The 13,701-nt window shown below is 65.4% G+C and carries 12 protein-coding genes; all 12 read right to left on the bottom strand.

All coding sequences use genetic code 11. The features are described 5' to 3' along the window. Window positions 1-62: 62 nt before the first annotated feature. Window positions 63-1,379 (bottom strand): proline--tRNA ligase, encoded by a 1,317-nt coding sequence (proS, locus tag DYI24_RS02285; RefSeq protein ID WP_164571098.1) that lies wholly within the window; start codon window positions 1,377-1,379, stop codon window positions 63-65. Between the two features lie 175 nt (window positions 1,380-1,554). Next, window positions 1,555-3,162 carry a copper resistance CopC/CopD family protein gene (locus DYI24_RS02280; RefSeq protein WP_164571097.1) on the bottom strand — a complete coding sequence of 536 codons (1,608 nt, stop codon included), beginning with the start codon at window positions 3,160-3,162 and terminating at the stop codon, window positions 1,555-1,557. Beyond that, window positions 3,159-3,686, bottom strand: a complete 528-nt coding sequence (locus DYI24_RS02275) for a YcnI family protein (protein ID WP_164571096.1) — start codon at window positions 3,684-3,686, stop codon at window positions 3,159-3,161. Before DYI24_RS02275 ends, DYI24_RS02280 begins: the two co-directional genes overlap by 4 nt. Beyond that, the gene (locus DYI24_RS02270; RefSeq protein ID WP_107344831.1) at window positions 3,686-4,225 is read right to left on the bottom strand and encodes a copper chaperone PCu(A)C; all 540 of its coding nucleotides are present in this window, start codon (window positions 4,223-4,225) and stop codon (window positions 3,686-3,688) included. The genes DYI24_RS02275 and DYI24_RS02270 overlap by 1 nt, the downstream gene beginning before the upstream one ends. 124 nt (window positions 4,226-4,349) lie before the next feature. Then, a complete protein-coding gene (locus DYI24_RS02265; protein WP_246701133.1) occupies window positions 4,350-4,703 on the bottom strand; it encodes a hypothetical protein in 354 nt (117 codons plus the stop codon). Between the two features lie 651 nt (window positions 4,704-5,354). Further along, entirely contained in the window at window positions 5,355-5,636 is a 282-nt protein-coding gene (locus DYI24_RS02260; RefSeq protein ID WP_164571094.1) for a DUF1467 family protein, read from the bottom strand. Between the two features lie 3 nt (window positions 5,637-5,639). Next, window positions 5,640-6,044 (bottom strand): methylmalonyl-CoA epimerase, encoded by a 405-nt coding sequence (gene mce, locus DYI24_RS02255; protein WP_011158483.1) that lies wholly within the window; start codon window positions 6,042-6,044, stop codon window positions 5,640-5,642. Between the two features lie 41 nt (window positions 6,045-6,085). After that, on the bottom strand, window positions 6,086-7,756 hold the full coding sequence (locus DYI24_RS02250; RefSeq protein WP_164571093.1) for a ribonuclease J: 1,671 nt from the start codon (window positions 7,754-7,756) through the stop codon (window positions 6,086-6,088). Then, window positions 7,756-8,562, bottom strand: a complete 807-nt coding sequence (locus DYI24_RS02245) for a biotin--[acetyl-CoA-carboxylase] ligase (protein WP_164571092.1) — start codon at window positions 8,560-8,562, stop codon at window positions 7,756-7,758. Before DYI24_RS02245 ends, DYI24_RS02250 begins: the two co-directional genes overlap by 1 nt. Next, on the bottom strand, window positions 8,563-10,002 hold the full coding sequence (nuoN, locus tag DYI24_RS02240; RefSeq protein WP_107344836.1) for an NADH-quinone oxidoreductase subunit NuoN: 1,440 nt from the start codon (window positions 10,000-10,002) through the stop codon (window positions 8,563-8,565). Window positions 10,003-10,021: 19 nt separating this feature from the next. Then, window positions 10,022-11,539, bottom strand: a complete 1,518-nt coding sequence (locus tag DYI24_RS02235) for an NADH-quinone oxidoreductase subunit M (protein WP_164571091.1) — start codon at window positions 11,537-11,539, stop codon at window positions 10,022-10,024. Then, a complete protein-coding gene (gene nuoL, locus DYI24_RS02230) occupies window positions 11,540-13,642 on the bottom strand; it encodes an NADH-quinone oxidoreductase subunit L (protein WP_164571090.1) in 2,103 nt (700 codons plus the stop codon). Between the last annotated feature and the right edge of the window lie 59 nt (window positions 13,643-13,701).

The raw sequence follows: 13,701 nt of genomic DNA, 5'->3' as shown, positions 1-13,701 counted from the left end.
ATTCGGGCTTTATCTGGCCGACGCCGCCCTCGCCGTTCAGGCCCGCGGTGGATAAGTGCCTATTACGTCAGACGTGCGACCACATCGGCGAGTGCGAGATTTTCACGCGACCCGTCGCTGCGGCGCTTGAGTTCGACCTTGCCTTCGGCCAGCCCGCGCGGACCGACGTGGATCTGCCACGGAATGCCGATCAGGTCCGCAGTCGCGAACTTGGCGCCGGCGCGCTGATCGGTGTCGTCGTACAGAACGTCGACGCCCTTGGCCGACAGCTCGCGATACAGCTGGTCGCAGGCCGCGTCGGTCGCGGCATCGCCCTGCTTCAGATTGAGGATCGTCACCCGGAACGGCGCCACTGCCTCCGGCCAGATGATGCCATTGTCGTCGTGGCAGGCCTCGATGATCGCGCCGACCAGCCGCGACACGCCGACGCCGTAGGAGCCGCCGTGGATCGGCGCATCGGTCCCGTCCGGACCGGTGACGTTGGCCTTCATCGAGTCGGAATACTTGGTGCCGAAGTAGAAGATCTGGCCGACCTCGATGCCGCGGGTGTTGAGGCGGTTGGCCTCCGGCACTTCGCTCTCATAGCGCGCCGCCTCGTGAACGTCCTCGGTCGCCGCATAGACCGAGGTCCACTGCTTGATGATCGGCGTCAGGTCGCCGTCGTAGTCGACGTTCTCGTCCGGCACCGGCAGGTTGAGCACGTCGCGGTCGATGTAGACGCCGGACTCGCCGGTCTCGGCCAGCACGATGAATTCGTGGCTGAGATCACCGCCGATCGGGCCGGTCTCGGCGCGCATCGGGATCGCCTTCAGGCCCATCCGCGCGAAGGTGCGAAGGTAAGCGACGAACATCTTGTTGTAGGACTTGCGCGCGCCGGCTTCGTCGACGTCGAACGAGTACGCGTCCTTCATCAGGAATTCGCGGCCGCGCATCACGCCGAAACGCGGACGCTGCTCGTCGCGGAATTTCCATTGAATATGATACAGATTCAGCGGCAGGCTCTTGTAGGACTTGATGTAGGCCCGGAAGATCTCAGTGATCATTTCCTCGTTGGTCGGACCGTACAGCAATTCCCGCTTATGCCGGTCGGCGATCCGCAGCATCTCCGGACCGTAGGCATCGTAGCGGCCGCTTTCGCGCCACAGGTCGGCGAGCTGAAGGGTCGGCATCAGCAGTTCGATCGCGCCGGCGCGGTTCTGCTCCTCGCGGACGATCTGCTCGATCTTCTTCAACACCCGATGGCCGAGCGGCAGCCAGGCGTAGATGCCGGCCGCCTCCTGCCGCAGCATGCCGGCGCGCAGCATCAGCCGGTGCGAGACGATCTCGGCCTCCTTCGGGTTTTCCTTCAGGATCGGCAGGAAGAATCGCGACAAACGCATGGGATTTGCTCGGAGAATCGGGTGGAAGCTGATTTTGCGCCAGTGAAACCGGATCGGACGCGAAAACACAAGGGCGGGAGCCGCGCAACTCTGCAATTCGGGCCGGATTGGCCGCTGCTCAGGTCGGTGCGGGACACTTGCGGTCTAGCACGGCGACCGGGGGCTCGGCACCCGACTATCGAATCACGATCGGGGTTTCGAGGTTCACCTTCTCGAAATCCGAGATCAGGATGCCGAGCGTCAGCGTCCATTTTCCAGGCACGGGCGCCGTCAGCCGTGCCCGCCAGGGTCCGTCCGCCGTCTTCCGCGCTTCGGCGCTGAGCGGCTCGATCCCGGCATCAGAATTGGCGAGCGTCACGGTCAGCGCCTGCGCGGCAAGCGGCGCCTCCTCGGCCGTCTGCAGCAGCACTTCGATCTCGACAGGCCCGGCTTGGGCGGACGCCAGCGTCACGGTAGCCATCGCCCGCTCGGTATGGAGATGCACCATCTCCGAGGCTGTCGCCAACTGAGATGCGGCGCTGCGCGGCGGCGGGGTGAAACGCCACAGCCCGACCACGCCCAGGATGGCGATCACCAGCACCAGCTCGGCCACGATGCTGGCCCGCATTCTCCGCACCGCCGACACCTCGCCGGCCATCAGCAGCGGCGTCAGCCGCACCCGGTTCCACAGCGCCAGAGCGAGCAGCACGCAGACCAGCGCCAGCTTGGCGATCAGCACACGGCCATAATCGCTCTGCCACAACGCATCGATCCGGCCGAGTTCGATCGCCGCCAAAGCGATGCCGCTGATCAGCAGCATTACGATCGCCAGCGGGATCGCCTTGGAAAACCGCCGCAGCGTCGCCGGCGCCGCATCGCGCCTGCCGACCGCGATCGCCAGCGGCAGCAGTGCGCCGATCCACAGCGCCAGGCTGACGCCATGCATCCAGACGGCAGCGCCGGAGAGCGCGCGCGGCTCGGCTGTGGCCGCATGTCCGCTGACGGCGAACGCTGTGCCGAGGCTCACAACGGCGCCGAGCGACAGCAGCCGCGCGTTCCAGCCGCGCCAGCGCAGCGCCAGCAGCGTCAGAACGAAGGCCATGCCGGACAGCGCGGCCGCATCGCCGAACGAGCCCGATGCGCCGGCGCGCCACACCGCGGCATCGCCGAGCTGGGCCAGCGGCAGATCGAGTGCGTCCAGCCCCTGCAGGCCGGCCGACAACACGACGGAGGCTAGGCCGAGCAGCGCGAGTCCTGCGGTCAGCATCGCCGCGCCCGCGACCGGTGCCGCTGCGATCCAGGCCAGGAAGGCCGCGCCGCCGACGGCGGTGAGCAGCGTGAAGCCGGCCAGGATGCGCGTCGCCCAAATCGCGGTGCGGCGCGCGGGATCGTCCGGCACGACGATCGCTGGCAGCCTTTGGCCGGGCGTCCCGATCCAGAACGTCAGCGCTCCCCCGATCGGGTGGCCGTCGGCGGAGACCACCCGCCAGCTCAGCACATGGGCGCCCTCGCCCAGCGCGGCCGGCGGCGCAAACCGAAGGGTCGCGCCGTCCTGATCGATCGCCGAGATCGCCTGGCTGCGGCCGCGCGCGTCGATCAGTTGCAGCAGCAGCGCGGTGACCGGTTCGTTGAAGGTCAGCGTGAAAGTAGTCGGCGGCGTCGCCAGCACCGCTTCAGAAGCGGGATTGCTGGCGACGAGGCTGGCATGCGCGGCCGCGAGCGCCGGCCACAAGAGCACGGCGATCGCCGTGATCCAGGCCAGCCAGCGCCCGCGGCGGCGCGTGTGAATGTAGCCCGCCGTCACGGCGCCTTCGGCTTCAGCCGCAGCGCCGGGGCCGGCTCATGCAGGGCGTCGGACTTCTGTCCCGAGGCCGGAATTTCGATCCAGCGCGAAACGCCCTTTTCGCATTCCTGCACCACCGGGAAGTACAGCGTCTTGCCGGCAGCGTCGGGCAGTTTCATCACCAGACCGAAGGTGTCGTAGAGGTTGTCCGGGAGCGGCCCGCCGCGCCAGATCACCTCGTCGACGGTTTCGGTGATCGTCTTGCCGTGCAGCTTCGGCTGTTCGCCCTCGATCTTGCGGGTCTTGATGTCGACCGACCAGCCCGGCTTCATTTGCGGCTTCACCGACAGCACGCCGTCCGGAATTTTGACCCGCACCGCTAGCGTCGCGCTGCCGTCGCAGCCGTGCGGCACGCTGAATGCCGCCTGGAAGTAATTGCCCGCCGTAGCCTCGTTCGGCTGCAGCGTGACGTGAGCCAGCGCCGGCGCGGCGCCGAGCGCGGCGGCCGCGAGGGCCGCCGCTGCCGATACGGATCGCAACCGCATCACTTCTTCATCCCGTGGCCGCTGTGATCCATCGTGCCGTGGTCCATCTTCATCATGCTGCCGCCGGCATCGCCGGGCGCCTTGGCGCCGACGCCTTCGACGTCGAGGGTGACCTGAACCTTGCCGGCCTTTTCGAACTGCAGCGTCATCGGCACCTTGTCGCCCTGCTTCAGCGGGCCTTTCAGATCCATCAGCATGATGTGGTAGCTACCCGGCATCAGCGTCACGGTCTTGCCGGGCTCGATCGGCAGCCCCTTGTCGAGCGGGCGCATCTTCATCACCCCGTTGTCCATCGACATCTCGTGGATCTCGACCTTGCCGGCGATATCGGCGGTGCCGGACACCAGACGGTCGGCGCTGCTGCCCTTGTTCTCGATGGTGAGGAAGCCGCCGGCAACCTTGGCACCGCCCGGGGTGGCGCGGCTCCACGACTGGCTGATCACCAGATCGCCGGCCTTGACCTCGGCGGCCTGGACGGCGGCGGTGGACAGCAAGGTGGCGACGGCGACGGACGCAACGCTGCGGATGAACATCTTCATGGGTGGGTCTTTCTGTCAGTTGAGGAAGTCAGAACGAAAGCCATGTCAGGCGCGTTCCCGCGATTGCGGGGCGACGCTCCGTCCGGCGATTGTCGAACATTGAAAAGAGCGGCGGACGCCGCGGTCAGGCAGAGGCTGGGACCAGAGCCGGCGGCCCACGCGCCTGGGCGTGAGCGAACGAGCGACGGTCGACCGGCGCCGAATCGGCAAGGTGCCAGACCACCACTTCGGCAAACCGCGCCACCACGAAATCCTGCGGCGGCAGCGCCGGCACCGGCGCACCGCTGAGGCCGACGGCGCAGATCGCACAGCAGCCGGAGTCGTGCGCCGACGGTAAAGCGGCATGTGACGCCTGCCCCGGCTTCGCCATCTCGGCGCACAGCGGCGCGACGCCGACCGGATCGGCAATCGCGCTGGCAATGAAGCGCACCGCGCCGATTGGTGCCAACAGCTGCACCAGCACCACCAAGGCAACCAACGGAATCAGCCGCCCGAGGCGTCGGCGCAGTGCAGACAGTCCTTTGGGCGGGTGAATTATCATGCAGGTCGGTTGCGTTCAGTTGACCAACGCAGCATCGCACAGCTCGGCAACCGCGCCAAACGAAACTGCAAACCGCGTGCAGCTGGCGAGTTCTCGTTCATTTCACGTCTTGCCTTAAATTTGAACATTCGTTGCCGTGAATGATGACAAGACGCTTAGAATAGGCTACCAATGTGGCTACAGGCTGAGCCTTGCGGCGAAGGTCTGAGTGGTCCAAGTCTCGGGAGGAACCCTGACGTTCACCAACGAACGTCGCCCGGCCAAACAATACGAACAACTATTCGGGGAAATTATAGGGTCGACAAGTTTTTTAGCAGGGCGCCGCGCCCTGCTTTTTCTTTTTCAGCACCATTTCGGCACTATTTTTCATTCGACGAATCGCCAAACAGCCGACGCCGCTCGCGGGCGAATCCAACCAAGATACATTTGGCAGATTGAGCCGCCGCGTGTCCGCGACTCGTAGGATCGATTGAACGCAGCGAAATTCATCGACGCGAATCGTGCATGCGCCCGTGAGGCTCGCTGCGCTCAACGCGCAGCGCCGAACCACAGCACGTCACCACGACGGCGCGTCACGCGGCGCAGCGGCTACAGAGGCAGATTCATCAGCTTGGCGAGACGATCGATACCGAGCCAGCCGGAACGATACGCGTAGAGTGCGACGGCGAAAATCACCGCCGAGATCAGCGTGGTCCACAGCGCCTTGCGCGCCAGCAGCGTTGCCACTGGGGCGCCGGGATCGGTGCCGGGAGACGGCCCCTCACCTTCGCTCTCGGCGTGACTGCGCACGCCGAACGGCAGCGTCACGAACAACACGATCCACCACAGAACGAAGTAGATCGCGAGCAGCCCGGCGACGGTCGAGGCCATCGATCAGGCTTGTTCGATCTCGACCAGCGCGCCGGAGAAATCCTTCGGATGGAAGAACAGCACCGGCTTGCCGTGGGCACCGATCTTCGGATTGCCGTCGCCGAGCACCCGCGCGCCTTCCTTGGTCAGGCGGTCACGCGCCTCGATGATATCCGGCACTTCGTAGCAGACGTGGTGGATGCCGCCGTCGGCGTTGCGCTCGAGAAACTTGGCGATCGGCGAGGCTTCGCCGAGCGGCTGGATGAACTCGATCTTGGTGTTCGGCAGGGTCACGAACACAGTGATGACGCCGTGCTCCGGCAGCGGCACCGCCTCCGAGATCGCCGCGTCGAAGCCGGCGCCATAGACCTTGGCGGCCTGCACCGCATCCTTCACCGCGATCGCCACGTGGTTGAGCCGCCCGAGCATGGTCACCCTCTTTCGTTGTCGTGTTCTTGTTGGTGTTTATCTCAAACCGTCAGCACGTGCACCGTGCACAAAGGTTTCTTGCCCCATTCCGCCTGAACGATCGAGCGGACCGTGCGTCGCACCGATTCCGCGACCGAGTCCGGATCGCGTCGCCGCGCGCGCGGCAACCCCTCGACGGTGGCAACCACGGCATCGAACACGATGTCTTCGAGCGGCTCGCCCGCGGTGTTGTTCTCCGGCATGCCGACCAGATCGACCTCGGGATCGTCGGCAAGTTCGCCGGCCTCGGTCAGCGCCAGCGCCACGAAAGCACAGCCGGCGAACGCCATCTTGCGGCGCTCGACCACGGCGCGCGAGGTGTCCTGCTCGAGGATGGTGCCGTCCTTGTAGAGCCGGCCCGACGGCAGTTGATCAATCACCGCCGGATCGCCCGGACCGAGACGGATCAGCTCGCCGTTGCGGCAGGTCATCACCTTCGGCACGCCCATCTGCCGCGCCAGCTTGGCGTGAGCGTTCAGATGCAGCGCTTCGCCGTGCACCGGGATCAAGAGCTGCGGCCGCACCCAAGAGATCATCTCGCGCAACTCATCGCGGCGCGGATGCCCGGAGACATGGACGAGGTGATCGCGATCGGTGATCACTTCGATGCCTTGCGTCACCAGCCCGTTGATGATGCTGCCGACCGCCTTCTCGTTGCCCGGAATCGTGCGCGACGAGAAGATCACGCAGTCGCCCTTGTTGAGGGTGATTTCGGGATGGTCGTCTCTGGCAATTCGCGCCAGCGCGGCGCGCGGCTCACCCTGGCTGCCGGTGCACAGCGCCAGCACCTTGTCGGGCGGAAAGTGCCCATAATACTCGGGTCCGCGGAAGCTCTGCACGCCATCGAGATGACCTGTCTCGCGCGCGACCTGCGCAACGCGGTCCATCGCGCGGCCAACAAGAACAACCTCGCGCCCCGCCGCCTTCGCCGCATCGGCGACGGCGCGGATGCGACCGACGTTGGATGCGAAGGTCGTCACCGCGACGCGGCCCTTCGCCGACTTGATCAGGCCGGCGAGCGAAACTGCGACTTCAGCTTCAGACGGCGAGCGGCCGTCGCGCACCGCATTGGTGGAGTCGCCGATCAGCGCGAGCACGCCTTCGTCGCCGAGCTGGCGCAGCCGCGCTTCGTCGGTCGGCGGGCCGACGACGGGGGTCGGATCGATCTTCCAGTCGCCGGTGTGCAGTACCGTGCCGACCGAGGTGCGGATCGCCAGCGCGTGGCTTTCCGGAATCGAATGCGCCACCGGGATGAATTCGACGCTGAACGGGCCGAGATCGATGGTGCCGCCCGACGGCACTTCGGTGATCGGAATCTTCAGCGTGGTGCGTTCAGCCGCCAGCTTGGCGGCGAACAGCGAGGCGCTGAATTTGGTGGCGTAGATCGGGCAGCCGAGCTTCGGCCACAGATCGATGATCGCGCCGAAATGATCCTCGTGCGCATGGGTCAGCACCAGGCCGACCAGGTTCTTCTTCTCTTTTTCCAGGAAGCGGATGTCCGGCATGATCAAATCAATGCCGGGCAGATGCTCCTCGTCGCCGAACGACACGCCGAGGTCGACCGCCAGCCAGCTCCGCTGAGCGCGATTGCCGAGGCCGTAGATCGACAGGTTCATGCCGATCTCGCCGACGCCGCCGAGCGGCGCAAATGTAAACTCGTCCGGACGCGCCATCACGCCGCTCCCATTGATGCGACGCCTTTGAAATACACGTCACCGGCCGAAACCGGCACCCTTCTTCCGTCGGTGGTGCGCACGATCAGACAGCCGGTGTCGTCGATGCTGTCGAACACGCCCTCGAGCGCGCTGTCGCCGGATCGGATCGACACCGGTTCGCCGAGACCGGCGGCGCGCTCCAGCCAGCGCCGGCGAATCTCCGGAAAGCCGCGGCCGTCGTCCCAGATGCCGCGCAGCTCGGTCCAGGCGTCGGACAGCGCCGCGAACAGATCCTCGGCGCTCACCGAGATGCCGAGATCGTGCAGCGAGACCGCCGGATACGGCGTATCGGTCGGCGCCGCGATGACGTTGGTGCCGATACCGACCACCACGGCAAGGCGATCGCCGACGTTCTCCGCTTCGAGCAGAATGCCGGCGAGCTTCTTGCCCGACGCCAGCACGTCGTTCGGCCATTTCAGCCGGAAACCAAAATCGATCCCTGAGCGCGCCCGCGCTTCCAGGCTGACCTGCTGCAGCGCGGCTTCGAGCGCGAGCCCGGCAGCGAAGCCGAGCGTCGCCGCGGTGCCGGGCGGCACTCGCATCACTTCGAGAACGCTGCTGGCGAGATTGCCCCGCGGCGCGATCCAGGCGCGCTGGCGGCGGCCACGGCCGGCGGTCTGCTCGGTGGTGACGAACCACATCGGGCCCACCTCGCCTGCTCGCGCGCTGGTCAGCGCCTCGGCATTGGTCGAGCCCGTGGAATCGAAAGCGGCGAGCCTATAGCCCGCCGCTGCCGCCTTTGATCCGAGATGCAGCGCTGTCATTTAGAACAGCGACTTGGCTGCCGCTGTTGCTGCGTTCACCAGCGGTGCCGGGTAGACGAAGAACAGCATATTGAACAGGCCGGCGACCATCAGGACGCCGCGTAGCTCCGGCCGCACCGGATCGACGCCCGGCGCCGGCTCGTCGAAGTACATCACCTTGACGATGGCGAGATAATAGTAGGCACCCACCACGCTGGTGACGACGCCGACCACAGCCAGCACGAACATGCCGGCCTTGATCGCGGCCATGAACACGTAGAACTTGGCGAAGAAACCGGCGAGCGGCGGGATGCCGGCGAACGAGAACAGCAGCATCGCGAAGAAGAACGCCAGCGGCGGATTGGTCCGCGACAGGCCGGCGAAATCGCTGATGTTCTCGACGTGCATGCCGTTGCGACGCATCGCCAGGATCACCGCGAACGCGCCCAGCGTCATCGCCACATAGATCGAGATGTAGACGATCACGCCCTGCGCGCCTTCAACCGTGCCGGCCGACAGACCGACCAGCGCGAAGCCGATATTGGCAATCGCCGAATACGCCATTAGGCGCTTGATGTTCTTCTGGCCGATCGCCGCGAACGAGCCGAGCGCCATCGAGGCGATCGCCACGAAGATCACGATCTGCTGCCACTGCGGCGCGATGCTCGGGAATGCCGTGAGCGTGACGCGGGTGAAGATCGCGATGCCCGCCACCTTCGGCGCCGAGGCGAAGAACGCAGTGACCGGGGTCGGCGCGCCTTCATAAACGTCCGGCGTCCACATGTGGAACGGCACCGCCGAAACCTTGAAGCACAGGCCGGCGAGCAGGAACACGAGGCCGAACACCAGGCCGACATTGCCGTCCTTGGCCGCAGCCGCAATGCCGGAGAACTGCACCGTGCCGGTGAATCCGTAGATCAGCGAGGCGCCATACAGCAGCATGCCGGACGACAGCGCGCCGAGCACGAAGTACTTCATGCCGGCTTCGTTCGACTTGGCATCCTGACGGTTGCTGGCAGCGACCACGTAGAGCGCGAGGCTCATCAGTTCGAGGCCGAGATACAGCATGATCAGGTCGCCGGCCGAGATCAGCAGCAGCATGCCGGCGGACGACAGCAGCACCAGAATGGCGTATTCGAACATCCGCCGCGTCGGATGAGTCAGCACTTCGAGCGACAGGATCAGCGTCACCGCCGATCCGATCAGCGCCAGCACCTTCAGGAAGCGGGCGAAGTCGTCGACGATGAAGCTGCCGCCGAAGGTGACCAGCTTGCCGGCCGGCAGCGCGAACAGCTCCAGCGCGCCGGTGGCGACCAGCAGCAGGATCGCCAGCACTGTGACGGTGCCGGTGGCCTTCGGCCCGCGATACGCGCCGAGCATCAGGAGCAGCATCGCCCCCACCACCAGAACCAGTTCCGGCAGGATCGGAAGCAGCGGGTAACCGGCTGTTTCAAAGTTCATCTGGATCAGTCCTTGCCGGTCACGGCAGCGCCGCTGCCTTCACGGCAGTCACGGCGGCGGCGTAGTTGTTGACGAGTTGCTGAACGGAGGCGGCCGACATGTCGAGCACCGGCTTCGGATAGAAGCCGAACAGGATCGTCAGAACCACCAGCGGCGCCATCATCAGACCTTCGCGCCAGGTCAGATCCTTGATGCTGGCGAGCGCCGGCTTGGTCATCGCCCCGAACACCACCTTGCGATACAGCCACAGCGCGTAGCCGGCCGACAGGATCACGCCGGTGGTCGCCAGCGTCGCGGTCGGGATGTTGACGCGGAAGGTGCCGAGCAGCGTCAGGAATTCACCGATGAAGCCGGAGGTGCCGGGCAGACCGACATTGGCCATGGTGAATACCATGAACACCAGCGCGTACAGCGGCATCCGGTTGACCAGGCCGCCATAGGCAGCGATCTCGCGGGTGTGCATCCGGTCGTAAACGACGCCGACGCAGAGGAACAGCGCGCCCGACACGATGCCGTGGCTGATCATCTGGAACACCGCGCCGGCGACGCCCTGGGTGGTGCCGGAGAAGATGCCCATGGTGACGAAGCCCATATGCGCCACTGAGGAGTACGCAATCAGCTTCTTGATGTCCTCCTGCATCAGCGCCACCAGCGAGGTGTAAATGATCGCGATCACCGACAGGGTGTAGATCAGCGGCGCGAAATACACCGAAGCGTCGGGGAACATCGGCAGCGAGAACCGCAGGAAGCCGTAGCCGCCCATCTTCAGCAGGATAGCGGCAAGGACGACCGAACCCGCGGTCGGCGCTTCGACGTGCGCGTCCGGCAGCCAGGTGTGCACCGGCCACATCGGCATCTTCACCGCAAACGAAGCAAAGAACGCCAGCCACGCCCAAGTCTGCAGACCGCTCGGCACCGAGGTGCGCATCAGGGTCGGAATGTCGGTGGTGCCGGCGTTCCAGTACAGCGCCATGATCGCCAGCAGCATCAGGACCGAGCCGAGCAGCGTGTACAGGAAGAACTTGAACGACGCGTACACCCGGCGCGGACCGCCCCAGATGCCGATGATCAGGAACATCGGGATCAGGCCGCCTTCGAAGAACAGATAGAACAGCACCAGATCCAGCGCCGAGAAGGTGCCGATCATCAGCGTTTCGAGGATCAGGAACGCGATCATATATTCGCGCACCCGCACCGTCACCGAGCGCCAGCTCGCGATGATGCAGAACGGCATGATCGCGGTGGTCAGGATCACCAGCGGCAGCGAAATGCCGTCGACACCCATGTGATAGGTGATGGTGTTGCCGAGCCAGGGCGCCTTTTCGACGAACTGGAAGCCCGGGTTGGCGGGATCGAAGTGCCACACCAGCAGCAGAGACACCGCGAAGGTGATCAGCGTGGTCCACAGCGAGATCCAGCGGGCGTTACGCCGCGCCGCCTCGTCCTCGCCGCGGGCGAGATAGACCAGTGCCGCACCGAGCACCGGCAGGAACGTAACGACCGACAGCACCGGCCAGGTCATGATCGAAGCCGACATTTACCGGCCCCCCAAGCCGAGGATGAACCAGGTGATCAGACCGGCCACGCCGATCAGCATCGCGAATGCGTAGTGGTAGAGGTAGCCGGTCTGCATCCGGACCACCCCGCGGGTGACGTCGAGCACCCGGGCGGAGATGCCGTCGGGGCCGAAGCCGTCGATCAGCATGCCATCGCCCTTCTTCCAGAGCTGGCGGCCAATCCACTTCGCCGGACGCACGAAGATGATCTCGTACAATTCGTCGAAGTACCACTTGTTGAGCAGGAACTGGTAGAGCAGCCGATGCTGGCTGGCGAGCTCCATCGGGATATCCGGGCGCCGGATGTAGAAGAACCAGGACACCAGGAAGCCCACCACCATCATCACCGTCGGCAGCAACGCGATCCAGGCCGGGATGTGGTGCATCTCTTCGATGATGTGCGGGTGCATCTTCAGCGACGAGCGGAAGAACTCCTCGATGCCGTGGCCAGCGAACAGCTCCTTGAACGGATAGCCGGCCGCCAGAGCGCCGAAGGCGAGCACGAACAGCGGGATCGTCATCACCAGCGGGCTCTCATGCGCCGCCTCGTAATGCTTCCGATCATGCGGCTCGCCGTGGAAGGTCTTGAATACCAGGCGCCACGAATAGAACGAGGTGAGCAGCGCGGCGACCACGGTCATCAGGAAGCCGTAGAACGCCAGCGGGTTCTTCGAGACGAACGCCGCCTCGATGATCGCGTCCTTGGAGAAGTAGCCGGCGGTCAGGGGGAAGCCGGTCAGCGCCAGGGTGCCGATCAGCATCACGCCGTAGGTGAACGGGATGCGGTCCTTCAGGCCACCCATGTTGCGGATGTCCTGCTCGTGATGCATCGCGTGGATCACCGAGCCGGCGCCCAAGAACAGCAGCGCCTTGAAGAAGGCGTGCGTGAACAGATGGAACATACCGACCGAGTACGCGCCCGCCCCCATCGCCACGAACATGTAGCCGAGCTGCGAACAGGTCGAATACGCCACGATCCGCTTGATGTCGTTCTGGACGAGACCAATCGTCGCCGCGAAGAATGCGGTGGTGGCGCCGAAGAACATCACCACGGCCTGGGCGTTCGGGGCGAGTTCGAACAGCGGCGACATCCGCGCCACCATGAATACGCCTGCGGTGACCATGGTCGCGGCGTGGATCAGCGCCGACACCGGGGTCGGGCCTTCCATCGCGTCCGGCAGCCAGGTGTGCAGCAGGAACTGCGCCGACTTGCCCATCGCACCCATGAACAGCATCAGGCAGGCCAGCGTCAGCGCGTCGGCATGCCAGCCGAAGAAGTTGATGGTCTTGCCGGTCAGGCCCGGCGCCGCCGAGAAGATCGTGTCGAAATCGGTGGAGCCGACCAGCACGAACACCGTGAAGATGCCGAGCAGGAAGCCGAAGTCGCCGACGCGGTTGACCACGAAAGCCTTGATGGCGGCGGCGTTGGCCGACGGCTTTTGGTACCAGAACCCGATCAGCAGGTAGCTCGCCAGACCGACGCCTTCCCAGCCGAAGAACAGCTGCAGCAGGTTGTCGGCGGTCACCAGCATCAGCATTGCGAAGGTGAACAGCGACAGATAGCCGAAGAACCGCGGCCGATGCGGATCCTCGTGCATGTAGCCGATCGAATACAGGTGGACGAGCGACGACACCGTCGTCACCACCACCAGCATCACCGCGGTCAGCGTGTCGACGCGCAGCGCCCAGGCGACCTGCAGCTCGCCGGAATTGATCCACGGCAACAACGCCACGCGTGAATCGTGGTGCATGAAGCCGACTTCGACCAGCGTCACCCAGGACAGCGCGCAGGAAATCAGCAGCAGCGTCGTGGTGACGATCTCGGCGAGACGCGAGCCGGCAGCGGCCGGTTCGACCGGACCGTGAGCGTGATCGTCGTGCGCGTGGTCGTCGTGACCATGAGCCTCATGCGCATGAGCGTCATGGCCGTGCGCAGCGTGGCCATGTGCGTCGTGGCTATGGCCGTGATCATCGTGGTGCTCGACGGTGTCGCCGCTCGGGTTGCGGGCGTGGGCGCCCACCAGCGCAATGACGGCCGCGATCAGCGCGCCGACAAGCGGCAGGAATACGATAGCCTGGATCATGCGCGCGCCTTCAGCCCCCCGGACATGCCGTCAATCCGCAAACGATTGCCGATCATGCC

Source organism: Rhodopseudomonas sp. BR0C11, from assembly GCF_010820945.1.
Taxonomy (GTDB): domain Bacteria; phylum Pseudomonadota; class Alphaproteobacteria; order Rhizobiales; family Xanthobacteraceae; genus Rhodopseudomonas; species Rhodopseudomonas palustris_H.
Note: the sequence above shows the minus strand (reverse complement) of the source record. Positions and strands in the feature narration are given on the sequence as shown.